Source organism: Lysobacter yangpyeongensis (assembly GCF_042655745.1).
Classification (GTDB): domain Bacteria; phylum Pseudomonadota; class Gammaproteobacteria; order Xanthomonadales; family Xanthomonadaceae; genus Agrilutibacter; species Agrilutibacter yangpyeongensis.
This window is the reverse complement of record NZ_JBHSNM010000002.1, coordinates 117,878-144,624: the sequence shown is the minus strand read 5'-3', so window position 1 is coordinate 144,624 and position 26,747 is coordinate 117,878. Positions and strand designations below refer to the sequence as shown.

Genomic DNA, 26,747 nt, shown 5'->3' with positions numbered 1-26,747 from the left:
AGAGGGTCGAAGCGGCGTCAGCCGCTGAGGGAAGGGCGGGTGAGGGGCGGCGAGCGAAGCGAGTTGCTCTTGCTGTTCCAGAGGAAAGCCAGCCCGCAGCATCCCCACAACGCTTCCAGCTTCACGCTGCCAGCCTTGACGCGCAGCACTGAGCCTTGGTCGCACAGCGCTCAACGCGCCAGCGCGCGGAGAAGCCTGGACTACAACGTTTCCAGCTTCACGTCGCCGGGGCTTACCCGCAGCACGGACCCCTGGTCGTACCAATCCCCCAGCACGATCCGCTGACACGCACGCTCACCGATCTCGAGCTCATGGATCGCCGGCCGATGCGTATGCCCATGGATCATCCGCGTGATGCCGAAACGCAGGAGCGTTGCTTCCACCGTGGCGGGCGCCACATCGGTGATGCTTTCCATCGCGCCCTTGTCCTGCAGCCCCGCCTGGTGCGCCTTGCTCGCCGCGCGCGCCTGTTGCGCGAACGCGACGCGTGCCGCCAGCGGCTGCGACAGGAACTGCTGCTGCCAGGCCGGATTGCGCACCTGCGCGCGGAACTGCTGGTAGGCGACGTCGTCCGTGCACAGCGTGTCGCCGTGCAGGATCAGCGTCGGCTCGCCGTAGAGCATGACCACCGCCGGATCGGGCAGGATCGTCATGCCGGCCCGGCGCGCGAAGGCGTCGCCAACGAGGAAATCGCGGTTGCCGCGGATGAAATGCACCGGCACGCCGGCATCGGCCAGCGTGCGCAATTCGCGCGCGACGAAGGCACCGGTGTCGGAGGGATCGTCGTCGCCCACCCAGGCTTCGAACAGGTCGCCGAGGATGTACAGCGCGTCGGCGCCGCGGGCTTCTTCACGCAGGAAACGGCCGAACAGGGCGGTGACCTGCGGACGCTCGGCATCGAGGTGCAGGTCGGAGATGAAGAGGGTGGTCATGGGGGAATTGTACGGCGTGGCTCAAGCCCCTCTCCCCGCGGGAGAGGGGGTGAGGAGGAGCGATTGCGCGCCACTGGCGCGCGCTCCGACGAACGCCCGTCGGCTATGCCGATGGGCCTGGGTAAGGGTCGGCGAAGCGGTGGACTGCCGCCAAGAGTGCTGACTGATGTCGATGCTTCGATCTGGTGCTCCATCCCTCCGTCGCCCCTCATCCGGCGCTGCGCGCCACCTTCTCCCGGAGGGAGAAGGAAACATCGGGCGAGCGTCACGACTGATCAGTCGATGCTTCGATTGGGCACTTTCCCCTCCGCCGCCCCTCATCCGGCGCTGCGCGCCACCTTCTCCCGGAGGGAGAAGGAAACATCGGGCGAGCGTGACGACTGATCAGTCGATGCTCCGATTGGGCACTTTCCCCTTCCGCCGCACCCTCATCCGGCGCTGCGCGCCACCTTCTCCCGGAGGGAGAAGGGAGATCAGCCCCGGCGTGCCGCGCCGCCTGCCTGTGTAGGAAAGGGAACACCCGCGTCCGGTAAAATTCCCGCTTTCCGCCGTACCTCGAGCCCCACGATGACCCGCACCCGCTTCGCCCCCAGTCCCACCGGCTACCTGCATATCGGCGGCGCGCGCACCGCGCTGTACTGCTGGCTGGAGGCGCGCCGACACGGCGGGCAGTTCATCCTGCGCATCGAGGACACCGACCAGGAACGCAGCACGCAGGCGGCGATCGACGCGATCCTCGATGCGATGCAGTGGCTGGGCCTCGATTACGACGAAGGTCCGATCTACCAGACCCACCGCCTCGAGCGTTATCGCGAGGTCGCCGAGCAGCTCGTCGCCTCCGGCAACGCGTACTACGCCTACGAGACCAAGGAAGAGCTCGAAGCCATGCGCGAAGCGGCGATGGCGAAGAACGAGAAGCCCCGCTACAACGGCGCCTATCGCGACCGGAACGCTGGCTTCCGCGACGATCCCAACCGCGTCATCCGCTTCCGCAATCCGCTCGACGGGGTGGTCGCGTGGGATGACAAGGTCAAGGGCCGCATCGAGATCAGCAACACCGAGCTCGACGACCTAGTGATCTTCCGCAGCGACGGTTACCCGACCTACAACTTCGCCGTCGTCGTCGACGACATCGACATGCGCATCACCGACGTGGTGCGCGGCGACGACCACGTCAACAACACGCCGCGCCAGATCAACATCTACCAGGCGCTGGGCGCGCCGGTGCCGCATTTCGCGCACCTGCCGATGATCCTCGACGAGCACGGCGCCAAGCTGTCCAAGCGCACCGGCGCGGCCGACGTGATGCAGTATCGCGATGCCGGCTACCTGCCGCACGCGCTGCTGAACTACCTGGTGCGGCTGGGCTGGTCGCACGGCGACCAGGAAATCTTCTCGATCGCGGAGATGACTTCGCTGTTCGACCTGAAGGACGTCAACGCGAAGGCCTCGCGCCTGGATCCGGCCAAGCTCGGCTGGCTCAACCAGCAGTACCTCAAGAGCGACGATCCCGACGCCGTGGCGAAGCATCTGGAATGGCACCTGCGCCACCACGGCTATGACCTGGCGAAGGGCCCCAGGCCCGCCGACATCGTGATCGCCCTGCGCGATCGCGTGCAGACGCTGAAGGACATGGCCGAACGCGCCGCGGTGTGGTTCCGGCCGCTCACGCAGTACGACGATGCCGCGGTCGCCAAACACCTCACCGCCGCCGCGCGCGCGCCGCTGGCCGATGCGCGCGAGCGTCTGGCGAAGCTGGCGTCGTGGACGGCGGAATCGGTGTCCGCCGCGCTGCACGAGACCGCCGAGGCGCTGGGCATCGGCATGGGCAAGGTCGCCCAGCCCATGCGCGTGGCGATCACCGGCACCCAGGTCAGCCCCGATATCTCGCACACCGTCTATCTGGCGGGGCAGGGCGAGGCGGTGAAGCGCATCGACGCGGCCCTGGAGCGGATTTCCGCCCACGGAGCGTAGGGCGGGTCTCGCCCCGCCATCGACACCGCAAGTTGCCCGCGGCGGGTCACGACCCGCCCTACGCTGCCTTGTGTTGGCGACTCGCCGGCACCATCCTTTGTCCATGGCCCATTCGCACGCCTGCACTGACCCCAAGCACCACGTCCACGACGGCGATGCCTTCGTGCGCGAGGTCGAGCGTGCGTGCGAGGAGCGCGGCCTGCGGCTGACGCCGATCCGCGCCAATGCGCTGCGGCTGATCGCCGACGCCGGCCGCCCGATCAAGGCCTACGACCTGCTCGACCAGATGAAGGCCACGCACGACGCCGCCGCGCCGCCGACGGTGTATCGCGCGCTGGACTTCCTGCTCGAGCACGGCTTCGTCCACAAGCTCGCGTCGATCAATGCCTACGTCGGTTGCCATCATCCCGGCGGCGAATCGCATGCGGTGCCGTTTCTGATCTGCGACGGCTGCCAGTCGGCGACGGAACTGGAAGACGCGGAGATCGTCGATTCGCTCGACGCCAGCGCGCGTTCGCTCGGCTTCGTGCCGCAGGCGCAGACGCTGGAAGTGCACGGCCTGTGCGCCGCCTGCGCGAAACAGGCCGCGGCGGAAGGCTGAGCGTAAACCCTGGCGTCTGCGACGCCGCGATCGCAAACCCGTGAGCTGCTTATGCATCGTTCTCGCTTATGCGCGTTGCTGATCGACTGCAATACGCCCGACATCGACGCGGCCGCCGACTTCTGGGCGCAGGCATTGGGCCGTGCGGTGGATCCGGATCATCCCGGCACACGCGGCAACTACCGCATGCTCGAAACGCCGCCGGACGAGCCCATCGTGCAGATCCAGCGGGTCGCACACGAAAGCCGCGTGCACATCGACATCGAAACCGATGACATTCCCGCCGAGGTGGCGCGACTGGAAGGACTCGGCGCCACGGTCGTCGACCCCTGGAACGCTGGGTGGTCATGCAGGCCCCCAGCGGACAGCGGTTCTGCATCGTGCGGGTGCAACGGCCGGGATTTCCGAAGAACGCGAATCAGTGGCCCTGATCGGGAAGTCGCGCGCGCCGTAGCGATGTCGCGCGTGCGGCGGACTCAGGCCGGGGCGGCCTGCAGCGCCGGGCGGGTTTCGCGGATCGGCAGGTTCGCGGCGGCGGCCAGCAGGGCCAGCACGATGTCGGCGTACCACATCCACGTGTAACCGCCGAAACGTTCGACCACCAACCCGCCGACCCACGCGCCGAGGAAGCCGCCGATCTGGTGCGACAGCAGCGTCAGGCCGAACAGCGTGCCCAGGTAGCGCGGACCGAACAGCTTGCCGACCAGTCCGGCGGTGGGCGGTACCGTGGCGAGCCAGGTGAGTCCGAGGCCGGCGGCGAACAGGAAGAACGTCATCGGCGTCGGCGGCGAAACCAGGTAGACCGCGATCAACGCGGCTCGGCTCGCGTACATCAGCGCTAGCAGCGATTTCATGCGGTAGCGCTGCCCCAGCCAGCCGATGCCCAGACTGCCGCCGATGTTGAACAGCCCGATCAGCGCGAGGCTGATCGCCGACACCTGCGGCGACAGGCCACACATCGCAATCTCGGTCGGCAGATGAGTGACGAGGAAGGCGATGTGCACGCCGCAGGTGAAGAAGCCGACGTGCAGCATCCAGTAGCTGCGATCGCGCAGTGCGATGCGCAGTTGCCCGCGCAGTGTCATCCCGCCGTGCATCGCGGAACCTGCCGCGGTCGCGGCGTGGGCCGACGCGCGCCGGCGCAACGGAAATGCCAGCGGCAACGTCGACAACGCGGCGATCGCCAGCGTCCACATCGCCGCCGCCCAGCCGAATGCGCTGATCACGGCCTGGGTGAAGGGCGCGAACACGAATTGCCCGAGCGAACCGCCGGCGTTGATGACGCCGCCGCTCATCGAGCGTTTCGTCGCCGGCACGTGCTGCGCGGTCGCGCCGATCAGCACCGAGAAACTGCCGGCGCCAGCACCGGCCGCGGTCAGCACGCCCAGGGTCAGCATCAGCCCCCATTGCGAATCGAAGAAGGGCACCAGCGCCGTCCCGGCAACGAGCAGCAATCCGCCCAGCACGAGGACGCGTCCCGGACCCTTCTGGTCTGCCACCGCACCGAACACCGGCTGCACCACGCCCCACACGAACTGACCGATCGCCAGCGCGAAACTGATCTGCGCGATGCCCAGCCCCGTCGCCTTGCCGATAGGACTGACGAACAGGCCCATCGACTGGCGGATGCCCATCGTCACCATCAGCGTCGCCGTCGCGGCGAGCACCAGCGGCCAATAGTGCAGGGAAGACGCGGCGTTCGATCGGATCGTGGTCATGGGAGCGGCTGCCGTGGGCTGCATGGCGGGTGCGGTGGCGGCGCCCGGGGCGCGTGGCCACCGGTCGACGACGCCGAAGCGTCCTGCGCCGCAGCGAGGCGGCAGTATCGATCCGGGCGAAACCGGCAGCGGCGACGTGGGTGCAACGCAGGCGTTGCGTCGGTGGCGTCTTGCCGGGAGCAGCCAGCCGACGAAGTTGCCGTCCGTTCGGGCGCGGCCGAGTCCCGCGGCCCGGTTTGCCCGATCGGGCGAACCGCCAGGCGCCCGCCCGGCATGACCGCTGTCCTATTGACCGTTGGATTCGAGTGTTATGTTATTACATCCGACAATCGACCCGACCCAGAAGAGTCCCCGGACCCATGCGGAAATCCCTGCTGACCCTGTGCATCGCGAGTGTTCTCGGCGCCTCTCCGGCCTTCGCCGCCGATGCCGCCACCGACCGCCGGATCGAGGCGCTCGAAGCCCAGGTCAAGGCCCTGCAGGCGGAACTGCAGGCGCTGAAATCCCAGTCCACGGCCACCGCGACCCCGCCGCCCACTCCGGCCAGCAGCGAGGAAGCAGAAATCGACGCCCTCGCCGCCACGCCGGAAGCAACGCCCGACGTCGCGGCCCCGGCCGATGCGACCGCCGGGGTTCAGGCCACCGCGGGCGCGCCCAGCGCCAGCGGCGCCAACGGCAACGCATTCAACCCGGCGATCAGCATCATCCTCAACGGCAGCTACTCGCATCATTCGCTCGATCCCGACCGTTACGCGCGCGCGGGCTTCCCGCTGGCGGGCGAGGGCGGTCCCAGCGCGAATGGCTTCTCGCTCGGCGAGAGCGAGGTGTCCTTCGCCGCCAACATCGACGACAAGTTCTACGGCCAGCTCACCGTCGCCATGGAGAGCGAGGACGGCCAGGACGAGCTCGGCGTCGAGGAGGCCTACATCGACACCACGGCCTTGCCCGCGGGTTTCAACCTGCGCCTGGGCCGCTTCTTCTCCAACATCGGCTACCTCAACAGCCACCACGCGCACACCGACGCGTTCTTCGATCGTCCGCTGGCGTACCAGGCCTTCCTCGGCGGCCAATACGGGGACGACGGCGTGCAGCTGCGCTGGGTCGCGCCGACCAGTCTGCTGTTCGAAGTCGGCGGCGAAGTGCTGCGCGGCCAGAACTATCCCAGCGGCGGCGCGCAGGACGGCGGCCTCGGCACGCGCACGCTCTTCGCGCATCTCGGCGGCGATGTCGGCGCCGAGAACGAATGGCTCGCCGGCGTGTCGATGCTGCGGACGAAGACCGAAGGCGGCGAGGACGGTTTCAACGGCGACGCGAAGGTCTATGTCGCCGACGCGACATGGAAGTGGGCGCCGCAGGGCAACTTCAAGGACGGCGGGATCACCCTGCGCGGCGAGTATTTCCTCGACGACCGCGATGGCGTGTTCGTCGATCCCGCCGACGACACCATTACCGCCGCGTGGAATGGCCAGCGTCGCGGCGGCTATGTCGAGGCGCTGTACCGCCTCAACCGCGTGTGGGATGTCGGCTACCGCTACGACCGGCTGTGGGCGGATGCGGACGGCCCGTTCGCGAGCGACTTCGATCCGTATCGCCACACCGCCGAACTCACCTGGCGCAACAGCGAATTCAGCCTGTTCCGCCTGCAGCTGAGCCGCGACAAGCCCAACGCCGACGACAGCGACAACGCGGTCACCCTGCAGTACCAGACCAGTCTCGGCGCGCACGGCGCCCACAAGTTCTAGGTTCGAGGACATCCATCGATGAAGGCATTTGCTCTCCCCGTGGTGCTGCTTGCCGCGCTGGCATCGGCGCCGGCGCAGGCCAAATTGAAAGTGTTCGCCTGCGAACCCGAATGGGCCTCGCTGGTGCAGGAACTGGCCGGCGACAAGGTCGACGTCGACGTCGCCACCTCCGCGCTACAGGATGTGCACCAGATCGAAGCCAAGCCCAGCCTCATCGCCAAGGTCCGCAGCGCCGACCTGCTGGTGTGCACGGGCGCGGAACTCGAAGTGGGTTGGCTGCCGCAGCTCATCCGCCAGTCGGGCAATGCGAAGGTCGCCTCGGGCGCGGGCAACTTCATGGCGGCCATGCAGGTGAAGACGCTGGAGAAGCCGACCGCGCTCGATCGCGCCTACGGCGACGTGCATCCCGACGGCAATCCGCACGTGCAGATGGATCCGCGCCGCGTGCTGGTGATCGCGCGCGCGCTCGATGCGCGGCTGGTGCAGCTGGATCCCGCCAACGCCACGACCTACCAGCAACGCCTGGCCGACTTCAGCCAGCGCTGGCTCGCGGCGATGGTGAAGTGGAAAGCGCAGGCCGCGCCGCTCAAGGGCCGCAATGTCGTCGTCCATCACATCAGCTGGGTGTACCTGTGGGACTGGCTGGGCATGAACCAGATCGGCGCGCTCGAACCCAAGCCCGGCGTGCCGCCGACCAGCGCGCACCTGGCGAGCCTGATCGCGACGACGAAGAACGGCCACACCCTCGCGATCGTGCGCGCCGCCTACCAGGACGGGAAGCCGTCGGAATGGCTGTCCGATCGCACCGGCGTGCCGGCGGTGTCGCTGCCGTTCACCGTCGGCGGTGATGCGCAGTCGAAGGATCTGTTCGGCCTGTTCGACTCCACTCTTGCCAAGCTGCTCGGAGCTGCGAAATGACGCTCAACTGGGAAGGCCTCGACATGAGCATCCTGGGCCCGGCCTGTGTCGCCGGCCTGGTGGTGCTGTCCACGCACGTGCCGCTGGGCAAGCAGGTGTTGTCGCGCGGCATCATCTTCATCGACCTGGCGATCGCGCAGATCGCCGGCCTCGGCGTGATCCTCGCGCAGTACCTGGGCATCGACGAGCACGGCCTCGGCGTGCAGGCCGCCGCCGCCGCCGCGGCGCTGGCCGGCGCTGGCCTGCTGTCGTGGACCGACCGGCGCTGGCCGGAATACCAGGAGCCCCTGATCGGCACGCTGTTTGCGCTGGCCGCGACCGGCGGCCTGCTCCTGCTCGCGGACAACCCGCAGGGCGGGGAACACCTCAAGGACCTGCTGGTAGGGCAGATCCTGTGGGTGAGTTATTCGCAGCTGATTCCGGCGGCGGTGCTGTCGGTGGTCCTGCTGGCCTTCATGTGGCTGCGCGGCGGCAAGTTGGCCGGGCTGCTGTTCTATGCGCTGTTCGCGCTGGCGATCACCGCCTCGGTGCAGCTGGTCGGCGTGTACCTGGTCTTCGCCAGCCTGATCGTGCCGGCGCTGGCGACGGCGGGCATGAAGGGCCGCGGCCGGCTCGTCGCGGCCTACGTGATCGGTGCGCTGGGCTACGTTCTCGGGCTCGGCCTGTCCGCGGTTTTCGACCTGCCCAGCGGCGCCATGATCGTGTGGACCCTGGCCGGCTGCGCGCTGCTGGCCCAGCTGGTGCCCGCGGTCCGGCGTTCGCATCCCGCGCATGCAACGCAACAGGCCGTTTTCGACGCCGCGTCGTGACGGTGCATTGGCGTGCGACTGTTACAATGTAACGAGATGAGCGGCTTTCCCTTCCGTCCCCGCACGCACCTCCTGGACCGCCTCGGCGCGGCCGGTTCGCTGCTGTGCGCGATGCACTGCGCGCTGCTGCCGCTGCTGATCGCGGTGTTGCCTTCGCTGGGCGTGGCGGCGTGGCTTGGAGATGACTTCGAGCGCGGTTTCGTCGTGTTCGCCACGCTGCTCGGCCTGTTCAGCATGGTCTGGGGCTACCGCCGCCATGGCGCGGTCCGGGCGCTGGGCCTGTTGCTGCCGGGCCTGGCCATCCTCTGGATCGGCGTCCTCTACGACCCGTTGCACCATGCCCTGGTGCCGCACGCCCTGGCGATGACCTTCGGCGGCACCCTGGTGGGTCTGGCGCACCTGGCCAACCTGCGGCTCGGCCACATTCACGACGCTTCCTGCGTGCATTGAATCGGGGCTTCGCGCTGGTTGATGCCAGGGCTTGGTCCACAAACCGTCGACGCCGCTGCGCGCCTGCCTCTCCCGTCACTTCGTTGCGCCCTTGCCAAAGGCCTCCGCTTCGGCGGATTCCCGGCGCCAGGGGGGCCGGCCCGGCGTGCTAGACTTCGCGGCCTCGCGCGCGACGCGATTTCTCGTAACCCCCGCACTGCGTGCGGATTTTTGACAGCTTCAGGAGCACGAACATGGGCAAGGGCGACCGCAAGACCGCCAAGGGCAAGCGCTACAACTCCAGCTACGGCAACGCCCGCAGCGCCAAGGCCGTGACCAGGGCCGCCGGCACCGCTACCGCGCCGGTGGCGAAGAAGGCCGCGACCAAGAGCGTTGCCAAGGCGCCGGCCAAGAAGGCCGTGGCGAAGAAGTCCGCCGCCTGAGGCGACTGACCCGGAAACGAAAAAGCCCCGCATCGCGGGGCTTTTTTCTTGCGCGCGCGAATGGTTCAGGGCGTCGCGGCGCGCTCGGCGGCCGTCCACACGCGCAGGAGATTGCCGCCGAGGATCTTGCGGATATCGCCATCGCTGTAGCCGCGTTGCTGCAGGCCGGCGACCAGTACCGGATAGTCGGCGACCGAATGCAGTTCGGCGGCGAGGTGACCGCTGACGCCATCGAAGTCCGAACCGATGCCGACGTGATCGATGCCGGCGAGTTTCACCACGCGGTCGATGTTGTCGAGCACGGCGGCGAGCGCGGTGGGCTGCAGCGTCGGCATTTGCGGTTCCGTGCCGGTAGCAGTTTTTCCCGCGGCAATCGCCGCCTGCTGGGCCATGCGGAACGCCTCGCGCTCGCGCAGGTACGTCGAATAGGTCTGCGCCGCGCCGGCATCGATGAAGATGCTGCCGAACGGCACCTGCACCACGCCGCCCTTGGCCGCGATGGCCTTGACGTTCGCGTCGCTGATGTTGCGCTGGAAGTCGGGTGTGAAATGGCGCAGCGCCGAATGGCTGGCAATGACCGGCACGCTGCTGGCTTCCACCGCTTGCCGGATCGCGTCTTCGGACAGATGCGAGACGTCGACCATGATGCCGAGGCGGTTCATCTCCTTCACCACCTCGCGGCCGAACGGGCTCAACCCGTGCCAGCGCGGCGCGGTATCCGTCGCCGAATCGCTGATGCGGTTGTTGCGGCCGTGCGCGAGGGTGATGTAGCGCACGCCACGCGCATGGAATGCCGCCAGCTGCTTCAGGTCGTCGCCGATCGGCGCGCCGTTCTCCATGCCCAGCGCCAGCAGCACCTTGCCGCCCTTCTGCAGCCGGGCAAGGTCGCGCGGCGAACGCAGCAGCGCGAACCGGTCCGGATGGCGCTGCACCAGTGCTTCCACCGCATCGATCTGCGTGTGGGCCGATTGCCAGGCCGTGCCCGCGTCGTCCTCTTCGGCCGAGGTGTAGATCGACATGAAGGCGACGTCCAGGCCGCCTTCGCGCGCCCTGGGATAGTCGAATTCGCGCGACGGCGTGGCTTCGCCGAGGTCGTACCAGTGATCGATCAACTCGCTGGGTGCGTCGATATGCGTATCGACCACGATCGCGTCATGCGCGAGGCGACGCGCGGCGTCGGTGGCCTGCGCGTGGGCGAGGGACAGCGGCAGCGATACGAGCAAGGCGGCAACGACGAGTCTCATGCGTTCTCCCCAATGGGCCGCGAAGCGCGCGGCGGCGACGAAAATCAGAGCGTGCGTCCTCCGGCAACCACCTGCCGCGCGAGCCGCCCGTCGAGCCAGTAGCACAGTTCGGAGGGGTGGCGGATATCCCAGTGCACGAAATCGGCGCGCATGCCGACGCGCAGTACGCCGCGATCGCGCAATCCCAGCGCGCGCGCCGCGTGCACGGTCGTGCCGCGCAGGGCTTCCTCCGGCGTCAGGCGGAAATGCGTGCTGGCCAGCTGCATCGCCTGGCGCAGCGACAGCAGCGGCGAGGTGCCTGGATTGCAGTCGGTCGCCACGGCCATCGGCACGCCGTGTTCGCGGAAGGCCTGCAGCGGCGGCAGCTTCGTCTCGCGCAGGACGTGGAAGGCGCCCGGCAACAGCACCGCAACCGTGCCGTGCTGCGCCATCGCGCGCACGCCGTCGTCCGAGGTGTGCTCGACATGGTCGGCGGACAGGCCGTCGAATTCGGCCGCAAGCGCGGCGCTGCCGAGATCGCTGAGCTGGTCCGCGTGCAGCTTCACCGGCAATCCGAGTGCGCGCGCCGTCTCGAATACACGCCGCGTCTGCGCCGGGCTGAAGCCGATGCCTTCGCAGAACGCGTCGACCGCATCGACGAGGCCTTCCCGGTGCAGCGGCGGCAGCCATTCGCACACCGCAGCGATGTAGTCGTCGGCGCGATCCCTGAACTCGGGCGGCAGCGCGTGCGCCGCCAGATACGTCGTTCGCACGGTGATACCCAGCGCTTCGCCGAGCTGCCGCGCGACACGCAGCATCTTGCGTTCGTTGGCGAAGTCCAGGCCGTAACCGGACTTGATCTCCAGCGTGGTCGCGCCATCGGCGAGCAGGGCGCGCGCGCGCGGCAGCGATTGCCGCAGCAGTTCGGTCTCGTCGGCCTCGCGGGTGGCGCGCACGGTGGAGACGATGCCACCGCCGGCGCGCGCGATCTCCTCGTACGTCGCGCCCTGCAGCCGCAGTTCGAATTCGCGCGCGCGGTCGCCGGCGAACACCAGGTGCGTGTGGCAGTCGACGAGGCCCGGTGTGATCCAGCCGTCCGCATCGATGACTTCGCGCGCCAGCGCACGGGCGTCATCCGGCAACTGCGAACGCGGGCCGACGAAGGCCAGCACGCCATCGCGCCAGGCCAGTGCCCCGTCGTTGACTTCGCCGTAACCGCTGGCCGCATCGAGCGTGGCCAGGCTGGCGCCGAGGATGAGTCCGTCGAAGGGGGCGGTGGCTGCGCTCATGGTCGGCGATTCTAAACGCCTGTCCGAACACGGGCCGAATGCGGGCCGGGAAGTTGCCGGAAACCCACATGCGCGCGCGCTTGCAGGCGATGGGGGAGAATGGCGTCCATGAAGACTCTCGACGCCGCCATGCTATGGACCCCGGCCGGATGGCAGGCCGATGCGGGATTCGACCTCGATGCGCGCGGCCGCGTCGCGCGCCGCCGCAGTGCCGAACCCAGCGCAAGCGACGGCTGGATCGTGCCCGGCATCGCCAACCTGCATTCGCATGCGTTCCAGCGCGCCATGGCCGGCATGGCCGAACGCCAGACCAATCCCAGCGATTCGTTCTGGACCTGGCGCGAGACGATGTACCGCTTCGCCGCGCGCTTCGACCCGGAATCGCTGCATGCCGTTGCCGCCCAGCTGTACGCGGAAATGCTCGAAGCCGGCTACACCACCGTCTGCGAATTCCATTACCTGCACCACGCCCCCGACGGCCGTCCGTATGACGATCCCGCGGCGATGTCGCGCGCGCTGGTGGCCGCCGCGCGCGACACCGGCATCCGCCTGACCCTGCTGCCGGTGCTGTACATGACCGGCGGCTTCGACGGGCGCGCGCTCGGCGAGCGGCAACGACGCTTCGGCCATGATGTCGAAGCCTACCTGCGTCTGCTCGATACGCTGCGCAGTGACGAAGGCGATTCGCTGCGCATCGGCTGCGCGCTGCACAGTCTGCGTGCGGTGCCGGTTGACGCGATGCGCGACGTGCTGGCGGCGCTGCCGTCCGACAGCCGCGTCCATATCCACATCGCCGAACAGATCGGCGAGGTGCAGGATTGCCTGGCGCTGCGTGGCGCGCGTCCGGTGGAGTGGCTGCTGGCGAATGTCGACGTCGACGCGCGATGGACGCTGGTCCACGCGACCCATCTCACCGAAGCCGAAACGCGTGGCATCGCGGGCAGCGGTGCCACGGTGGCGATCTGCACCACGACCGAAGGCAACCTCGGCGACGGCCTGTTCCCGCTGCGCGCGTATCTCGATGCCGGCGGCGCCTGGGGCGTGGGCTCGGATTCGCACATCTCGGTGTCGCCCATCGAGGAACTGCGCTGGCTCGAATACGGCCAGCGCCTGGTGACGCGCCACCGCAACATCGCGGTGCGGCCGGATTCCCCCAGCGTCGGCGAGACGCTGCTGTGCGGCGCGATGGCGAGCGCGACGCGATCGAGCGGTCACGCCATCGGCATGCTGGCCGAGGACGAGCACGCGGACTTCATCGTGCTCGATACCGATGCGCCGCAGTTCGCCGGCGTGCAGCAGGGCGATGCGATCGACCGCTGGATCTTCAGCGGCAACCGCAACCTTGTGCGCGATGTGTACGTGGGCGGGCAGCGCGTGGTGGCGAATGGCGCGCATCGCGATCGCGACGCGACCGCGGTGCGCTACGGACAGGCAATGCGGAAGCTGCTCGCGGATTGATCGCACCCCCACCGCGACGTCCTGCGCAGGAGCGCCCCATGGGCGCGAACGGCTTCGATACCACCGGCAACCGACATGGGGCGGCGATCGCGAGTGCATCGCGTCTACGCACCTCACGGCGATAGCGCCCATGGGGCGCTCCTACGCGAACAGATCGATTTCCCGCGGCAGCGCGCCTTCCAGCTGCAACAGATACTGCTTGGTGGGCAGTCCGCCGCCGAAGCCGGTGAGGCTGCCGTCCGCGCCGATCACGCGATGACACGGCAGCACGATCGGGAGCGGATTGCGGCCGTTGGCCGCGCCCACCGCGCGCGTCGCGCTCGGCTTGCCGAGGCGCTGGGCGAGCTCGGCATAGCTGATCGTGCCGCCGAACGGGATGTTGGCCAGCTCCCACCACACCTGCCGCTGGAACTCCGTGCCCTGTGGCGCGAGCGGCAGGTCGAAGCGGCGACGTCGGCCGGTGAAATATTCCGCCAGTTGCCCTTGCGCGTCGCGCAACACGGCGTGATCGCCTTCGCGCCAGTCCGCGCCGCGCGCGACCGGATGCCGCGGGGCATGGAATTCGATCGCGCGCAGGCCGGTATCGTCGCCGGCGATCAGCAGCGGTCCGACCGGACTGTCGATGCGGCGGTAGATCACGTTCATGCCGCGGCCTTCGCCTTGGGCAGGTTCATCGAATCCTTCCACAGCTGGATCACCGAATACGCGCGCCACGGCCGCCACGCTTCCGAACGCGCGCTCAGCGCCTTCGCGCTCATGCGCGATCCGTCGGCGGGCACCGCGCGTTGCAGCACCAGGTCGTCGGCGGGAAACGCATCGGGATGGCCGAGCGCGCGCAGGGCGATGTAGTGCGCGGTCCACGGGCCGATGCCCGGCAACGCGATCCAGCGCGCGGTGAAGTCGTCGAGCGTGCGTTCGGGTTTGAAGTCGACGCGTCCGTCGAGCAAGGCACGCGCCACGGTCCGCACGGTATCGGCGCGGGCGCGGGTCAGGCCGATCGCGCCGAGGTCCGCATCGGCGAGCGCTTCGGGCGTGGGGAACAGGTGGTCGAGCCCCGTCGCGAACGATGCAGGCAACGCTTGTCCGAAGCGCTGCGACAGCCGTGCCGCCAAGGTGCGCGCGCCGGCCACGCTGATCTGCTGGCCGATGATCGCGCGCACCGCGATTTCGAAACCGTCCCAGCCGCTGGGCACGCGCAGGCCAGGGCGACGTTTCAGCAGCGGACGCAGTCGCGCGTCCTGCGAGAGCGCTGCGCCGATCGCGTGCGGGTCCGCGTCGAGATCGAACATGCGCCGCAGCCGGTTCACGATCTCCAGCATCTGCGAAGGCCGCGCGCCGTGCAGTTCCAGCTTCAGCGCGTGCTCGTCCGTATGCCGGCTCACGGTCGGCCATTGCGACACGCGCAGCCAGCCGGGTGCGTCGATCGGCCCGATCACCCGTGAGTAGCTGTCGGCATCGACGACTTCCACGCCGGGCAGCGCGCGCCCGCGCAGGAAGTCGAGCATCGCCGCGAAGTCGTACGGCGGGCGATAACCGAGGCGCAAGGTCAGCGTTTCGCCGGGCGCCTCCACGCGCTGCTTGCGCAGGTCGCGTGGCGCCATGCGATAGGCCTCGAGGAACGCGGCATTGAAGCGGCGCAGGCTGCCGAAACCGGCGGCGAGTGCGACTTCGGTGATCGGCAACGCCGTTTCGGTCAGCAACTGCTTGGCGAACAGCAGGCGTCGCGTGCCCTGCACGCCGATCGGCGGCACGCCCAGACGCTCGACGAACAGGCGGCGCAACTGGCGTTCGCCGATATCGACGCGCGCGGCGAGCGCCGACAGCGGCGCTTCGTCGAGCACGCCCTGGTCGATCAGCTTCAAGGCACGCGCCACGACCGCATCGCCGCGTCGCCAGGCGCCATCGCCGGGCGAAAGCTCGGGCCGGCACCGCAGGCAGGGACGGTAGCCCGCGGCTTCCGCGGCGGCCGCGCTGGCGTAATAGACGACCCGCTTGGCCATCGGCGCGGGGCACACCGGCCGGCAATAGATCTTGGTGCTCAGCACCGCGGTGAAGAACAGGCCGTCGAACCGCGGGTCGCGGCTGCGCCGGGCCTGCTCGCAGGTCTGCGGATCGGGAATGGCGGTAGCGGCGACGGGGTTCGGCATGGGCGCAGGCTAGCACCGTCCCGTGGCCGGGACTGGCCGGATTCGGACATCGATGTGGGGGAACAACAACAGCCTGTTCGGCTGCGTGTTCACGCGTGCTGCGGCGCGTTGGACTTACTGCGCGTCGCAGTGGCTCGCGGCGCATTTCAATGCCGGCAGCAACGGCGCGATGTCGCCGTCATTGGGGCGTGGCGCGATGCCGAGCAGTTTCGCCAGCAGCGGATAGACATCGACGTTGTCGAACGGAGCCAGTTCCACGCCGGACCGGAACGCCGGCCCCTGCGCGATGAACAGCGCGCGCATGGTCGGATCGGCCGGATCGAATCCGTGCGCGCCGCGCGTGCTGCCGGGCTTGCGCCGCGCCAGGCGCGTCGGCGTTTCCGCGTCCCAGCCGACATCCATCTGGCAGACGATCGGCGGGATCCGCGCATGCGTGCCGTAATGCCAGCGCGCGGGCAGTTCACCCTTGCGCCAGCATTCGTGATGCGGATGGCGGCCGAGCAGCTGCTGTTCCGCGGCGGCTTCGTGTCCCGGTCGCGGAACGAAGCCGAGCACTTCGCCATACGTCACGTACGTCGCATCGCGCGGATCCACCAGCGTTTCGATGCCGAGCGCCTGCGAGGCCGGCACCGCCGCCATGCCGTGGTCGGACACCACGACGATGTTGACGCGATCGCGCAGGCCGCGTTTGCGCAGGCCGTCGAGCAGGCGGCCGATCGCGGCATCGACCCGCGCGATCGTCGCATCGGTCTGCGGCGCATCCGGCCCGAAGTCGTGCGCGGTGTGGTCGAGCGCGCCGAAATACAGCGTCGTCAGCCGCGGTCGCTGCTCCTGCGGTCGCGACAGCCAGCCGAGCACGATGTCGACGCGCCGCGCCATCGGCAGTTCGTCGTCGTACGCCAGCCATTGCGTCGGCCAGGTGCCGTTGATCGGCGCTTCGCTGCCGGGCCAGAACAGCGTCGCGGTGCGCAGTCCGTCCTTCTCGGCCGTCACCCACAAGGGTTCGCCGCCCCACCACGCCGGATTGCGCACCGCGGCTTCGTTCGAATTGCTGAAATCGCCCAGCGCCGCATCGCGCATCGTGTTGTGCACGATCCCGTGGTGGTCGGGCCGCAGCCCGGTCACCAGCGTGTAATGGTTGGGAAAAGTCAGCGACGGGTAGGACGGATTCATCCAGCGCGCGCGCACGCCTTGCTGCGCCAGCCGTGACAGATTGGGGGTGAGGCCGCGATCCAGATAATCCGGACGGAAGCTGTCGATCGAGACCAGCACCACCGGTGCGGGGGCGTCCGCAGGAGGCGTCGAGGCGCAGGCGGCGAGGGCGAGCAGGGCGGCAAGGGCCGCGAAGCGGATCGGGCGCATGCCCGCGATGATAGCCAGCGACCCACGCGACAAGTATTGCAGGACGGGAACCTTGCCGATGCTGGCAAGATGCGCGGGCTTCCTACCCCGTGTCCGGATTGCCATGCGCCTGATCGTCCCCGCCTGCCTGTGCCTCCTGTTCGCCCCGGTCGCGGCGCTCGCCGCCGATGCCGTGCCTGCGCCCGCGGCCGCGCCCACGCTTCCCGAGCTCAGCGCGGAGGAATGCGCGGTATGGCAACGCGAACTGAGCTTCGCCCGTTCCGTTGCCGAACACGATGCGGTGGCATTCGCCAGCCATGTCGGCGAGCGCGCCGCGTTCGGTGCCAGCCGGCGCGAACCCACGCGTGGCCGTGACGCCATCTCGCAGCGCTGGGCGGGCCTGATCGAAGGCAGACGGATGGCGCTGCTGTGGTATCCCACGCGCGTGACCATGGTGCCCGGCATCGCCGATACGGCCTGGTCCAGCGGGCCGAGCCTGCTCGAAGTGCTAGAGCCCGCGGCGGCCGGCGAGGGCGCGACGCCCGAGGAACGCTTCCACATCGGCGCCTTCCATTCGGTGTGGCACCGGGACGCCGACGGCGTGTGGCGGGTGCTCTTCGACGACGGCGTGGAACCGCGACCGGCGACCGAAGCGGAGGTCGCGGCGTTCAGGGCGGGCCGCATGGAGTGCAACCCGAACCGCAGCTGACGCGACGCGCTGCCGCCATGTCCGGCACAGGCCGGGGGGCGTATGGTGACCCGGCGAACACCACGACGGAGTTCCCTCATGAAAACCCTGACGATCTCCCTGGGCGCATTGCTGGTCGCGGCCTCAGCGCAGGCCGCACCACCGCAGCCGGCGCCTGCTCCCCAGCCCGCCGCCGAAACAGCCACTCAGCAGGACGAGGCGCGCAAGCAGGACATCAACGATCATCTGTGCCTGCGCCACACCGGCACGCGCATCAGCCAGCGCAGCGACACGCGCAAGCAGCGCACCTGTAGCAACGGTGCCATCGGCCGTGCCTACACCCGCGAGGACATGCAGCGCACGGGCGAAGTCGATATCGCCGACGCGCTGCGCAAGCTGGATCCTTCGATCCACTGATTGGGCGAGCGGCCCATACGAAAACGCCCGGCAATGCCGGGCGTTTTTTCGTTGCGTCGCTCCAGGCGTCAGTCGAGGTACGCGGGCGCCTTGGGCAGCGCTTCGAAGTCGCGCGGATCGTGCTGGATCACCAGTCGTCCGCCGTTGCGGGCGAGGATGCGGCGGATGCGGTCCATCGAACCCAGCGTTTCGCCACGCGCGTAGTTGAAGACCGGCATGCGGTTGAGCTCGTAGTTCTCGCGCGTGTGCACCGCATCGCCCGACAGGATCACGACGCCGGCGTGCGGCAGTTTCAGTTGCAGCACCTGGTGCCCGGCGGTGTGGCCGTTGGCGCGCAGGATCTTCACCGTGCCGTCGCCGAACACATCGCGGTCGAGGTCGATCAGCTCGACCTTCGCCTGCTTGCGGCCGCTCAGGTCGTCGGGATTGACGTTGACCGGCGTGGGCGTTCCTTCGAGCGCTTCCACTTCGCGCCGGCTGAGCAGCCAGGTCGAGTGCACGAACACGTTGGCATTGCCGGTGTGGTCGCGATGGAAGTGGGAGAAGGACAGGTATTCGATGTCGGCGGGCGCGACGCCTATCGCCTGCAGCTGCTTCAGCAGTGGCGTATCGACGATGTAGCGCACGCCGGGCCGCACTTCCACGCCGCCGGGCGTGGCCGCGAAACGATCGCCCAGGCCGGTGTCCCAGAGCAGGTCGCCTTTCGGATGGCGGATCAGGAAGCACGGTTCGGACAGCGTACCCGCGACGCCGTCGTACTCACCGGTGTCGGAAAAGATGCCCAGGTCCTTGAATTCGAGGCGACCGCAATCGAACGCATAGACACGCACGGATTCGACCGGCGCGGCGGCATGAACCGTGGGCAGCCATAGTGCGAGGACGACTGCGGCGAGAATGGCGAAACGACGCATGGAACACTCCTTGTGGTTCGTTGTGAGGTTTCGCTGCGTTGGCCACCGCGAGCGATGCGCAATTATCGTGAGTTGCCGGCGGCGCGCCGCGGAAACTGAATCCAGCCGCTGGGACAATCGCAGGCCGGCGCTGTCAGGCCATCAGTCCGTGCAGCAGGCGCTGCAGCGAAGCCTCGTAGAAGCGCCGGAACTGCGCCTCGTCGTAACTGAAGCGACCCGCGCGATACAGCGCGACCAGTCCGTGCGTGTGCGCCCACAGCGTCATCGCGACGTCCCATTCGTCGTCGCCGCGCAGCAACCCCGCCTGCATGGCTTCGGCGACCGCTTCGGCAGCCACGGTGAGCGTCGGCGAACGTCCGGCGCGGAAGTCCTCCGGGTACTGTCGGGCACCGGCGCGCCGTGCGGAAAACGCGTGGTCGAACAGGTGCGGATGCGACAGCGCGTAGTCCAGGTAGATGCGTTGCAGGCCGATCACCCGCGCCAGCACGTCGCCGCCGCGGTTGCGTGCGATCCAGTGCCGTGCGATCTCGTCGAAGCTGTCGTCGCTGATGCGGCGGAGCAGCGCTTCGCGATTGGGAAAGTGGCGGTAGATCGCCATCGGCGTCAGCCCGACCGCATCGGCGACCCGGCGCATGCTCACCGCCTGCGCGCCGCCACGCTCGAACAGGACGCGGGCGGCGCGCAGGATGCGTTCGGACGTCGGGAGCGGGGCGGTCATGTATACAGCGTATACAAAAACCGCTGCGAGGCCGGAAATCGGGTGGTTTCCGGCATGTCCCGGACGATTGCGGCGCTGCCCGCCGTGGAGGCTGCCGGGCACGCGGCGCGATAATTTTCCCGGAGAGCACAGGCAGTCGTCGTCTGAGCAAGCCGATGACGCTGCCGGGCTCGACGTCCATGGCTACCCGCGTTCGCGGGAATGACAACAACCAGGAACCGACCATGTCCACCCGTCGCGACACTTCCCGCCAGATCCGCGCGCCGCGCGGCAACACGCTCACCTGCAAGTCGTGGCTCACCGAAGCCCCGTACCGCATGCTGCAGAACAACCTCGACGCGGAAGTGGCGGAGAACCCCGCCGAACTCGTGGTGTACGGCGGCATCGGCCGCGCCGCGCGCGACTGGGAATCCTTCGACGCGATCCTCAAGTCGCTGCGCGAACTCAACGACGACGAGACGCTGCTGGTGCAGTCGGGCAAGCCGGTCGGCATCTTCCCCACGCATCCGGACGCGCCGCGCGTGCTGCTGGCCAACTCCAACCTGGTGCCGCACTGGGCGACGTGGGAGCACTTCAACGAGCTCGATAAGAAAGGCCTGATGATGTACGGCCAGATGACGGCCGGCTCGTGGATTTACATCGGCTCGCAGGGCATCGTGCAGGGCACGTACGAGACCTTCGTCGAAATGGGTCGCCAGCATTACGGCGGCAGCCTCAAGGGCAAGTGGATCCTCACCGCCGGCCTGGGCGGCATGGGCGGCGCGCAGCCGCTGGCCGCGTCGCTCGCGGGCGCGTCCTCGCTCACCATCGAATGCCGCCAGAGCAGCATCGACTTCCGCCTGCGCACGCGCTACGTCGACGAACAGGCGCACGACCTCGACGACGCGCTCGCCCGCATCGCGAAGTACACCGCGGCCGGCGAGGCCAAGTCGATCGCGCTGCTCGGCAACGCCGCCGAGATCCTGCCGGAACTGGTGAAGCGCGGCGTGCGCCCGGACTGCGTCACCGACCAGACCTCCGCGCACGATCCGGTGCACGGCTATCTGCCGATCGGCTGGAGCGTCGAGCAGTGGCTGGACGAACAGAAGGCGAATCCGACCAAGGTGCGCGACGCCGCCAAGAAGTCGATGCGCGTGCACGTCGAAGCGATGCTCGCCTTCCACGCGCAGGGCATCCCGACCGTCGACTACGGCAACAACATCCGCCAGATGGCGAAGGACGAGGGCTGCACGAATGCCTTCGACTTCCCCGGTTTCGTGCCGGCCTACGTGCGCCCGCTGTTCTGCCGCGGCGTCGGCCCGTTCCGCTGGGTCGCGCTCTCGGGTGATCCCGAAGACATCTACAAGACCGATGCGAAGGTGAAGGAAATCATCGCGGACGATCCGCACCTGCACCGGTGGCTCGACATGGCCAAGGAGCGCATCAGCTTCCAGGGCCTGCCGGCGCGCATCTGCTGGGTCGGCCTGGGCCTGCGCCACAAGCTCGGGCTCGCCTTCAACGAGATGGTGCGCAAGGGCGAACTCAAGGCGCCGGTCGTGATCGGTCGCGATCACCTCGACAGCGGCTCGGTCGCTTCGCCCAACCGCGAAACCGAAGCGATGCGCGACGGTTCCGACGCGGTTTCGGACTGGCCGCTGCTCAACGCCATGCTCAACGTGGCGGGCGGCGCGACGTGGGTGTCGCTGCACCACGGCGGCGGTGTCGGCATGGGCTACTCGCAGCATTCGGGCGTCGTGATCGTCTGCGACGGCAGCGAAGCCGCCGACCGGCGCATCGCTCGCGTGCTGTGGAACGACCCGGGCACCGGCGTGATGCGCCATGCCGATGCCGGCTACGACATCGCCAAGCAGTGCGCGAAGGAGCAGGGCCTCAAGCTGCCGATGGTGCAGGGATGAGCGCCTCGGCCGCGCCGGTGGCACTGCGCATCGACTTCGTCTCGGATGTCGTCTGCCCCTGGTGCGCGATCGGACTGGCCTCGCTCGAGCAGGCGCTCGCGCGAGTGGCCGGGGAGGTACGGGCGGAAATCCATTTCCGCCCGTTCGAACTGAACCCGCAGATGGGACCGGAAGGCGAAGACATCGCCGAACACCTGCAGACGAAGTACGGCATGTCGGCGGAGCAACTGGCGCAGAGCCAGGAAGCGATCCGCCAGCGCGGTGCGGCGCTGGGCTTCCGCTTCGACATGGAACGGCGCACGCGCACGTACAACACCTTCGACGCGCACCGCCTGCTGCACTGGGCTGCGCTCGAGGGCAAACAGGCGGCGCTCAAGCACGCCCTGCTGCGCGCCTACTTCAGCGAAGGGCAGAACGTGTCGGATCACGCGACGCTGGTGCGCATCGCAGCCGGCGTCGGCCTGCCGGCGGAGCGCGCGCAGGCGATCCTCGCCGGCGACGAATACGCCGATGCCGTGCGGATCGAAGAGCGGTTCTTCCTCGAGCGCGGCATCCAGGCCGTGCCGGCCATCATCATCGAGCAGCGGTACCTGATCTCCGGCGGACAGCCGGTCGAGGTGTTCGAGCAGGCGCTGCGGCAGATCGCGGCCGCGAAGCAGCGCTGAGCCGGCAGCTCCTGCACCGCACGCAGGCATGCGGCCAAGATTGTGAAGCCGCAATTGCGTAGCCTGTCCGCTCCTCATGCCGGGAGCACGCGATGAAGGGCTGGATGCTGGCACTGCTGTTTGTCCTCCCCGCGATGGCAGCGCAAGCCCGCGACGCCGCGCAGGACGAACGCGAGATCCGGCGCGTCGAAGCGGCCATCTGCCATGCCTTCGAAGTGGGCGACACCGCGTACCTGCGCACCGCGCTGGACCCGCGCTTCACGCTGGTGGATTCGCGTGGCGCGGTGACCGACCTCGCGCAGAACCTCGCCGAAGTGACCGCGCGCGAACCGCGTTATCAGGAATTCCGCAACCACGACCAGTCCGTCCGCCTGTACGGCGACGCGGCGATCGTCACCGGCATCACCAGCATCAAGGGCACGGCGGGAGGTGAAGCCTTCGCGGCGGATTTCCGCTTCACCGATACCTGGCTGTATCGCGAGGGACGCTGGCTCCTGGCCGCGAGCCACGCCTCGCGGCTGCCGGCACGCTGAGGGGCAACAGCAAATGGATCCCAGCTTGCGCCGGGATGACGAGCGACCGCCGGGATGATGCGTGACCGCCGGGATGACGAGCGACCACCGGCATGACGACCGACGACGTCGACGCCTGTCGATTCCGCGTCATCTGATTCGTCGTCTTCCTGAACCGGTACGCCAGGCCTGCCTGACCTACCATGCCCTTGATCCGGAAGCGATGGACTCCGAATGAATAGCGAACCGCAATCCGTGCTCGACGCTGAATCCGACACGCCTTCGACGGGCGAGCACCGCCCGCTCTGGTCCGAACTGCGCGAAGCCATCCGCGGCACCGGTGCCGATTACACGAAGATTCCCTTGCGCCGGGCGGTATTCCTGCTCGCCGTGCCGATGGTGCTCGAGCTGGTGCTGGAGTCGACCTTCGCCGTGGTCGACATCTTCTTCGTCGCCAAGCTCGGGCCCTCGGCCGTGGCGACGGTGGGGCTGACCGAAAGCTACCTGTTCCTGCTGTACGCGCTCGCGATGGGCCTGGCGATGGCGGTGACCGCCGTGGTCGCGCGGCGCGTCGGCGAAGGCAAGCGCGAGGAAGCGGCGATCACGGCAGTGCAGGCGATCTTCATCGCGCTGCTGGTATCGATACCGTCGGCCGTGGCCGGGATCCTGTTCGCGCCGGACCTGCTGCGCCTGATGGGCGGCGATGCGTGGACGATCGAACATGGCTACCGCTATACGCAATGGATGCTCGGCGGCAATGCGGTGATCATGCTGCTGTTCGTGATCAATGCGATCTACCGCGGCGCGGGTGACGCGGCGATCGCGATGCGCGTGCTGTGGCTGTCCAACGGCCTGAACATCCTGCTGTGCCCGCTGCTGATCTTCGGCCTGGGGCCGGTGCCGGCGCTGGGCATCGAAGGCGCGGGCCTGGCCACCAATATCGGCCGCGGCGTGGGTGTGCTGTTCCAGCTGTGGGTGCTGTTCCATGGCGGCAAGCACATCCGCGTGGCGGCATCGCAGCTGTCCGTGCATGGCGCGATCCTCTGGAACATCGTGCGCACCTCGCTGGGCGGGATCGGCCAGATGATCGTGGCGATGACGTCGTGGATCTTCCTGATGCGCATCCTCGCCAGCATCGGCAGCGAAGCCGTCGCCGGCGCGACGATCGCGATCCGCATCATGATGTTCACGCTGATGCCGGCGTGGGGCATGTCGAACGCGGCGGCCACGCTGGTCGGGCAGAACCTCGGTGCGCAGCAGGCCGAACGCGCCGAAGCGTCGGTGTGGCGCATCGGCTGGTACAACATGGCCTTCACGCTGGCGATCTCGGTGCTGTTCTACCTGCTGCCGACGCAGCTGATCGCGATCTTCACTGCCGATCCCCAGGTCATCGCGATCGGCGGCGAATGGCTGAAGATCCTCTCCTATTCTTACTTCATCTACGGCTGGTGGATGGTGTCGGTGCAGGCCTTCAACGGTGCCGGCGACACGATGACGCCGACCCGCATCAACATCGTGTTCTTCTGGCTGATCCAGATCCCGCTCGCGTACTGGCTCGCCGTGCATCTGGACTGGCGGCACACCGGCGTGTTCTGGGCGGTGTTCTTCTCGGAAACCTCGGTGGGCCTGTTCACCCTGTGGCTGTTCTCGCGGGGGCGTTGGAAGACAGTCCACGTATAACGCGGAGCCGGTCACGCTTTACGTGCCAGGCGGGATGGCGCAAGCTTTCCCGCGGGTAGCGATGCCCGGGGAAAGGCACAGATCCGCCATGCGATTTCAGGCGATCGCCGCGTCGCACGCATGGCGCCAACTGCGGTTCAAAGGGGAACAACCATGAAACGTTTCAACAGGCTCGTGGCGCTGCTGCTGGTCGCTGCCTTCGCGTCCGGCTTCAGCACGGGCGCTTTTGCCCAGGCCACACGCACTTGGGTCTCGGGCGTTGGCGACGACGCCAATCCGTGCAGCCGCACGGCACCTTGCAAGACGTTCGCCGGTGCCATTTCCAAGACGGCCGCCGGCGGCATGATCAACGTCCTGGACCCGGGTGGGTTCGGCGCCGTCACGATCACCAAGGCAATCACCATCGATGGCGGCGGTGTCGATCACGGTGGCGTCCTGGCGGCTGGAACGAATGGCATCATCGTCAATGCCGGCGCAGCGGACACCGTCGTGATCCGTAATCTCTCCATCGATGGCGTGAAGAGCGGCCTGAACGGCATTCGCTTCCTCGCCGGGCGCAGCCTCCATGTCGAGAATGTCGAGATCAGCGGCTTCACGTCGCGCGGCATCGATTTCGAGCCGAGCGGCGCCAGCCAGCTGTTCGTGAGCAACAGCGACATCCACAACAATGACAGTGCTTCGTCCGGAACCGGCGGCATCTACGTGTCGCCTACCGGAACGGGTATCGCGACCGTCTCCGTATCCAGCACGCGCCTGCACGAAAACGGCTTCGGCCTTCGCGCGAACAATCGCAGCATCGTTGCCGTCAGCGACTCCGTCGCCTCGGGCAACGTCAACTTCGGCATCGCATCGGTCAGCAGCGGCGATTTCTCCGATATCACGGTGCAGAATTGCCAGATCGCCAACAACGGTTACGGCCCGTCCGTGGGAGCCGGTCTGCTGGCAGATGGCGCGGCCGCGAACCTGCGCATCTCGGACAACGTGGTAACCAACAATGACAATGGATTGCGCGCCATCAACGGGGGCAACATCCGTTCTTTCGGCAACAACCGCGTGACCGACAACGTCTCCGACGGCAGTCCCACGGCGACGATCCTCCAGAAGTAGGACCGATGCGGCGGCGCGCTGTCCTCCGGGCAGCGCGCCCTGGCCGGGATGACCGATCGCGGAATGGTGTATAGGCTTGTCCATGACGCTGCTCGACCGGCTCGGCATTTCCATACCGATCATCCAGGCGCCGATGGCGGGCGTGCAGCATCACGCGCTTGCCGCGGCCGTGAGCAGTGCCGGAGGCCTGGGTTCGCTGCCTTGCGCCATGCTTGGCGCCGATGCACTACGCGCAGAACTGGCGGCTCTCCGCTCCGCCACTGGCGCCCCGTTCAACGTCAACTTCTTCTGCCACGTTCCGCCGGTACCGGATCCGGAAGGTAATGCACGCTGGCGCGCGCTGCTGGCGCCGTACTACGAGGAACTGGGCATCGATGCGGAGGTGGTATCTACCGCGCCGGCCCGACAACCTTTCGATGATGCGGCGGCCGACGTGCTGGAGGAATTCCGGCCATCCGTCGTGAGCTTCCATTTCGGACTGCCCGCGCCCCGGTTGCTGGCGAGGGTACGTGGCTGGGGTGCGGTCATGCTCGCAACGGCGACGTCCATCGAGGAGGCGCGGTGGCTGGAAGCGCGCGGCGTCGATGCGATCGTTGCGCAGGGCGTGGAGGCAGGCGGCCACCGCGGCTGGTTCCTGACGCCTTCGCTGGAGCGCGCGGCCGACACCCTGTCGCTGGTGCGGCAATTGACGCAGGTGATGAGCGTGCCCGTCATTGCGGCAGGCGGCATCGCCGATCGATGCCAGGTAGAAAATGCGATCGCGCACGGCGCGGCCGCCGTGCAGGTTGGCACCGCATACCTGCTGTGCGACGAGGCGACGACGGGTCCGGTACATCGCGCTGCCCTGCAGGGCGATGGGGCCGGCAATACCGCCTTCACCAATCTGTTCAGCGGACGGATCGCGCGCGGGATCGTCAATCGCGTGATGCGCGAACTCGGGCCCATCCATCCGCGCGCCCCGGAATTTCCCCTCGCCGCCGCCGCGATGGCGCCGCTACGCGCGGCCGCGGAACGCCAGGGCCGCAGTGATTTCTCGCCCTTGTGGGCGGGCGAGAGTGCACGCGCGTGCCGGGCCGTTCCCGCCGCCCGCCTCACCCGCGAACTGGGCGGACGATCGCAGTGACGCAGGG

General features: G+C 68.2%; 26 protein-coding genes. 17 read left to right on the top strand and 9 right to left on the bottom strand.

Annotation, left to right across the window (positions count from 1 at the left end):
* Positions 1-200 precede the first annotated feature (200 nt).
* A complete protein-coding gene (gene lpxH / locus ACFPN1_RS07395; RefSeq protein ID WP_386754211.1) occupies positions 201-932 on the bottom strand; it encodes a UDP-2,3-diacylglucosamine diphosphatase in 732 nt (243 codons plus the stop codon).
* Between the two features lie 567 nt (positions 933-1,499).
* Between lpxH and gltX the strand changes: the two genes are divergently transcribed.
* From gltX to ACFPN1_RS07380, 3 genes are all read left to right on the top strand, one after another.
* Positions 1,500-2,906 (top strand): glutamate--tRNA ligase, encoded by a 1,407-nt coding sequence (gene gltX / locus ACFPN1_RS07390; RefSeq protein ID WP_386754210.1) that lies wholly within the window; start codon positions 1,500-1,502, stop codon positions 2,904-2,906.
* 103 nt (positions 2,907-3,009) lie between these two features.
* Positions 3,010-3,507: a transcriptional repressor gene (locus ACFPN1_RS07385; protein WP_386754208.1), complete on the top strand. Its 498-nt coding sequence runs from the start codon at positions 3,010-3,012 to the stop codon at positions 3,505-3,507.
* A 51-nt stretch (positions 3,508-3,558) separates the two neighbouring features.
* On the top strand, positions 3,559-4,089 hold the full coding sequence (locus ACFPN1_RS07380; protein WP_386754207.1) for a VOC family protein: 531 nt from the start codon (positions 3,559-3,561) through the stop codon (positions 4,087-4,089).
* Here the strand turns inward: ACFPN1_RS07380 and ACFPN1_RS07375 are convergent.
* Positions 3,984-5,225, bottom strand: a complete 1,242-nt coding sequence (locus ACFPN1_RS07375; protein WP_386754206.1) for an MFS transporter — start codon at positions 5,223-5,225, stop codon at positions 3,984-3,986. The genes ACFPN1_RS07380 and ACFPN1_RS07375 overlap by 106 nt on opposite strands.
* A gap of 359 nt (positions 5,226-5,584) precedes the next feature.
* On the opposite strand from ACFPN1_RS07375, the gene ACFPN1_RS07370 reads away from it, so the two are divergent.
* From ACFPN1_RS07370 to ACFPN1_RS07350, 5 genes are all read left to right on the top strand, one after another.
* Positions 5,585-6,967, top strand: coding sequence for a hypothetical protein (locus tag ACFPN1_RS07370; RefSeq protein WP_386754204.1), 1,383 nt, complete (start codon positions 5,585-5,587; stop codon positions 6,965-6,967).
* An 18-nt stretch (positions 6,968-6,985) separates the two neighbouring features.
* Positions 6,986-7,885 (top strand): metal ABC transporter substrate-binding protein, encoded by a 900-nt coding sequence (locus ACFPN1_RS07365; RefSeq protein ID WP_386754203.1) that lies wholly within the window; start codon positions 6,986-6,988, stop codon positions 7,883-7,885.
* Positions 7,882-8,694, top strand: a complete 813-nt coding sequence (locus ACFPN1_RS07360) for a metal ABC transporter permease (RefSeq protein ID WP_386754202.1) — start codon at positions 7,882-7,884, stop codon at positions 8,692-8,694. The genes ACFPN1_RS07365 and ACFPN1_RS07360 overlap by 4 nt, the downstream gene beginning before the upstream one ends.
* A 36-nt stretch (positions 8,695-8,730) precedes the next feature.
* Positions 8,731-9,144 (top strand): MerC domain-containing protein, encoded by a 414-nt coding sequence (locus ACFPN1_RS07355; RefSeq protein ID WP_386754200.1) that lies wholly within the window; start codon positions 8,731-8,733, stop codon positions 9,142-9,144.
* A gap of 233 nt (positions 9,145-9,377) precedes the next feature.
* Entirely contained in the window at positions 9,378-9,566 is a 189-nt protein-coding gene (locus tag ACFPN1_RS07350) for a 30S ribosomal protein THX (RefSeq protein ID WP_386754199.1), read from the top strand.
* Between the two features lie 65 nt (positions 9,567-9,631).
* On the opposite strand, the gene ACFPN1_RS07345 is transcribed toward ACFPN1_RS07350, so the two are convergent.
* Positions 9,632-10,810 carry a dipeptidase gene (locus ACFPN1_RS07345; protein ID WP_386754197.1) on the bottom strand — a complete coding sequence of 393 codons (1,179 nt, stop codon included), beginning with the start codon at positions 10,808-10,810 and terminating at the stop codon, positions 9,632-9,634.
* 44 nt (positions 10,811-10,854) lie between these two features.
* Entirely contained in the window at positions 10,855-12,078 is a 1,224-nt protein-coding gene (gene hutI / locus ACFPN1_RS07340; protein ID WP_386754196.1) for an imidazolonepropionase, read from the bottom strand.
* Positions 12,079-12,186: 108 nt separating this feature from the next.
* On the opposite strand from hutI, the gene ACFPN1_RS07335 reads away from it, so the two are divergent.
* Entirely contained in the window at positions 12,187-13,536 is a 1,350-nt protein-coding gene (locus ACFPN1_RS07335; RefSeq protein ID WP_386754195.1) for a formimidoylglutamate deiminase, read from the top strand.
* Positions 13,537-13,677: 141 nt separating this feature from the next.
* On the opposite strand, the gene ACFPN1_RS07330 is transcribed toward ACFPN1_RS07335, so the two are convergent.
* The 3 genes from ACFPN1_RS07330 to ACFPN1_RS07320 all read right to left on the bottom strand — a co-directional run bounded on the left by ACFPN1_RS07330 (position 13,678) and on the right by ACFPN1_RS07320 (position 17,045).
* Positions 13,678-14,181 carry a methylated-DNA--[protein]-cysteine S-methyltransferase gene (locus tag ACFPN1_RS07330; RefSeq protein WP_386754194.1) on the bottom strand — a complete coding sequence of 168 codons (504 nt, stop codon included), beginning with the start codon at positions 14,179-14,181 and terminating at the stop codon, positions 13,678-13,680.
* Positions 14,178-15,683, bottom strand: a complete 1,506-nt coding sequence (locus ACFPN1_RS07325; RefSeq protein WP_386754193.1) for a DNA-3-methyladenine glycosylase 2 family protein — start codon at positions 15,681-15,683, stop codon at positions 14,178-14,180. The genes ACFPN1_RS07330 and ACFPN1_RS07325 overlap by 4 nt, the downstream gene beginning before the upstream one ends.
* Positions 15,684-15,797: 114 nt before the next feature.
* Positions 15,798-17,045, bottom strand: coding sequence for an alkaline phosphatase family protein (locus ACFPN1_RS07320; RefSeq protein WP_386754192.1), 1,248 nt, complete (start codon positions 17,043-17,045; stop codon positions 15,798-15,800).
* A 103-nt stretch (positions 17,046-17,148) separates the two neighbouring features.
* Between ACFPN1_RS07320 and ACFPN1_RS07315 the strand changes: the two genes are divergently transcribed.
* Both ACFPN1_RS07315 and ACFPN1_RS07310 read left to right on the top strand, forming a co-directional pair.
* Complete coding sequence (locus tag ACFPN1_RS07315) at positions 17,149-17,733, top strand: YybH family protein (RefSeq protein ID WP_386754191.1); 585 nt, start codon at positions 17,149-17,151, stop codon at positions 17,731-17,733.
* A gap of 78 nt (positions 17,734-17,811) precedes the next feature.
* Positions 17,812-18,129 (top strand): hypothetical protein, encoded by a 318-nt coding sequence (locus ACFPN1_RS07310; RefSeq protein WP_386754190.1) that lies wholly within the window; start codon positions 17,812-17,814, stop codon positions 18,127-18,129.
* 68 nt (positions 18,130-18,197) lie between these two features.
* Here ACFPN1_RS07310 and ACFPN1_RS07305 read toward each other — a convergent pair whose 3' ends face one another.
* Positions 18,198-19,040: an N-acyl homoserine lactonase family protein gene (locus ACFPN1_RS07305; RefSeq protein ID WP_386754189.1), complete on the bottom strand. Its 843-nt coding sequence runs from the start codon at positions 19,038-19,040 to the stop codon at positions 18,198-18,200.
* Positions 19,041-19,173: 133 nt separating this feature from the next.
* Positions 19,174-19,758 (bottom strand): TetR/AcrR family transcriptional regulator, encoded by a 585-nt coding sequence (locus ACFPN1_RS07300; protein WP_386754188.1) that lies wholly within the window; start codon positions 19,756-19,758, stop codon positions 19,174-19,176.
* Positions 19,759-19,982: 224 nt separating this feature from the next.
* Here ACFPN1_RS07300 and hutU point away from each other — a divergent pair, with 224 nt between their 5' ends.
* The 6 genes from hutU to ACFPN1_RS07270 all read left to right on the top strand — a co-directional run bounded on the left by hutU (position 19,983) and on the right by ACFPN1_RS07270 (position 26,740).
* Positions 19,983-21,653, top strand: a complete 1,671-nt coding sequence (gene hutU / locus ACFPN1_RS07295; protein WP_386754187.1) for a urocanate hydratase — start codon at positions 19,983-19,985, stop codon at positions 21,651-21,653.
* Complete coding sequence (locus tag ACFPN1_RS07290) at positions 21,650-22,318, top strand: DsbA family oxidoreductase (protein ID WP_386754186.1); 669 nt, start codon at positions 21,650-21,652, stop codon at positions 22,316-22,318. Before hutU ends, ACFPN1_RS07290 begins: the two co-directional genes overlap by 4 nt.
* Before the next feature lie 92 nt (positions 22,319-22,410).
* Complete coding sequence (locus tag ACFPN1_RS07285; RefSeq protein ID WP_386754184.1) at positions 22,411-22,851, top strand: nuclear transport factor 2 family protein; 441 nt, start codon at positions 22,411-22,413, stop codon at positions 22,849-22,851.
* A 213-nt stretch (positions 22,852-23,064) separates the two neighbouring features.
* Positions 23,065-24,510: an MATE family efflux transporter gene (locus ACFPN1_RS07280; RefSeq protein WP_386754183.1), complete on the top strand. Its 1,446-nt coding sequence runs from the start codon at positions 23,065-23,067 to the stop codon at positions 24,508-24,510.
* Between the two features lie 153 nt (positions 24,511-24,663).
* Positions 24,664-25,617, top strand: a complete 954-nt coding sequence (locus ACFPN1_RS07275; protein ID WP_386754182.1) for a right-handed parallel beta-helix repeat-containing protein — start codon at positions 24,664-24,666, stop codon at positions 25,615-25,617.
* An 82-nt stretch (positions 25,618-25,699) separates the two neighbouring features.
* A complete protein-coding gene (locus ACFPN1_RS07270; RefSeq protein WP_386754181.1) occupies positions 25,700-26,740 on the top strand; it encodes an NAD(P)H-dependent flavin oxidoreductase in 1,041 nt (346 codons plus the stop codon).
* The last annotated feature ends 7 nt before the right edge of the window (positions 26,741-26,747 follow it).

Bases quoted from the DNA above. Each gene is read 5' to 3' on its own strand.
- lpxH (WP_386754211.1), bottom strand. From the start codon at position 932: ATGACCACCCTCTTCATCTCCGACCTGCACCTCGATGCCGAGCGTCCG.
- gltX (WP_386754210.1), top strand. From the start codon at position 1,500: ATGACCCGCACCCGCTTCGCCCCCAGTCCCACCGGCTACCTGCATATC.
- ACFPN1_RS07385 (WP_386754208.1), top strand. From the start codon at position 3,010: ATGGCCCATTCGCACGCCTGCACTGACCCCAAGCACCACGTCCACGAC.
- ACFPN1_RS07380 (WP_386754207.1), top strand. From the start codon at position 3,559: ATGCATCGTTCTCGCTTATGCGCGTTGCTGATCGACTGCAATACGCCC.
- ACFPN1_RS07375 (WP_386754206.1), bottom strand. From the start codon at position 5,225: ATGACCACGATCCGATCGAACGCCGCGTCTTCCCTGCACTATTGGCCG.
- ACFPN1_RS07370 (WP_386754204.1), top strand. From the start codon at position 5,585: ATGCGGAAATCCCTGCTGACCCTGTGCATCGCGAGTGTTCTCGGCGCC.
- ACFPN1_RS07365 (WP_386754203.1), top strand. From the start codon at position 6,986: ATGAAGGCATTTGCTCTCCCCGTGGTGCTGCTTGCCGCGCTGGCATCG.
- ACFPN1_RS07360 (WP_386754202.1), top strand. From the start codon at position 7,882: ATGACGCTCAACTGGGAAGGCCTCGACATGAGCATCCTGGGCCCGGCC.
- ACFPN1_RS07355 (WP_386754200.1), top strand. From the start codon at position 8,731: ATGAGCGGCTTTCCCTTCCGTCCCCGCACGCACCTCCTGGACCGCCTC.
- ACFPN1_RS07350 (WP_386754199.1), top strand. From the start codon at position 9,378: ATGGGCAAGGGCGACCGCAAGACCGCCAAGGGCAAGCGCTACAACTCC.
- ACFPN1_RS07345 (WP_386754197.1), bottom strand. From the start codon at position 10,810: ATGAGACTCGTCGTTGCCGCCTTGCTCGTATCGCTGCCGCTGTCCCTC.
- hutI (WP_386754196.1), bottom strand. From the start codon at position 12,078: ATGAGCGCAGCCACCGCCCCCTTCGACGGACTCATCCTCGGCGCCAGC.
- ACFPN1_RS07335 (WP_386754195.1), top strand. From the start codon at position 12,187: ATGAAGACTCTCGACGCCGCCATGCTATGGACCCCGGCCGGATGGCAG.
- ACFPN1_RS07330 (WP_386754194.1), bottom strand. From the start codon at position 14,181: ATGAACGTGATCTACCGCCGCATCGACAGTCCGGTCGGACCGCTGCTG.
- ACFPN1_RS07325 (WP_386754193.1), bottom strand. From the start codon at position 15,683: ATGCCGAACCCCGTCGCCGCTACCGCCATTCCCGATCCGCAGACCTGC.
- ACFPN1_RS07320 (WP_386754192.1), bottom strand. From the start codon at position 17,045: ATGCGCCCGATCCGCTTCGCGGCCCTTGCCGCCCTGCTCGCCCTCGCC.
- ACFPN1_RS07315 (WP_386754191.1), top strand. From the start codon at position 17,149: ATGCGCCTGATCGTCCCCGCCTGCCTGTGCCTCCTGTTCGCCCCGGTC.
- ACFPN1_RS07310 (WP_386754190.1), top strand. From the start codon at position 17,812: ATGAAAACCCTGACGATCTCCCTGGGCGCATTGCTGGTCGCGGCCTCA.
- ACFPN1_RS07305 (WP_386754189.1), bottom strand. From the start codon at position 19,040: ATGCGTCGTTTCGCCATTCTCGCCGCAGTCGTCCTCGCACTATGGCTG.
- ACFPN1_RS07300 (WP_386754188.1), bottom strand. From the start codon at position 19,758: ATGACCGCCCCGCTCCCGACGTCCGAACGCATCCTGCGCGCCGCCCGC.
- hutU (WP_386754187.1), top strand. From the start codon at position 19,983: ATGTCCACCCGTCGCGACACTTCCCGCCAGATCCGCGCGCCGCGCGGC.
- ACFPN1_RS07290 (WP_386754186.1), top strand. From the start codon at position 21,650: ATGAGCGCCTCGGCCGCGCCGGTGGCACTGCGCATCGACTTCGTCTCG.
- ACFPN1_RS07285 (WP_386754184.1), top strand. From the start codon at position 22,411: ATGAAGGGCTGGATGCTGGCACTGCTGTTTGTCCTCCCCGCGATGGCA.
- ACFPN1_RS07280 (WP_386754183.1), top strand. From the start codon at position 23,065: ATGAATAGCGAACCGCAATCCGTGCTCGACGCTGAATCCGACACGCCT.
- ACFPN1_RS07275 (WP_386754182.1), top strand. From the start codon at position 24,664: ATGAAACGTTTCAACAGGCTCGTGGCGCTGCTGCTGGTCGCTGCCTTC.
- ACFPN1_RS07270 (WP_386754181.1), top strand. From the start codon at position 25,700: ATGACGCTGCTCGACCGGCTCGGCATTTCCATACCGATCATCCAGGCG.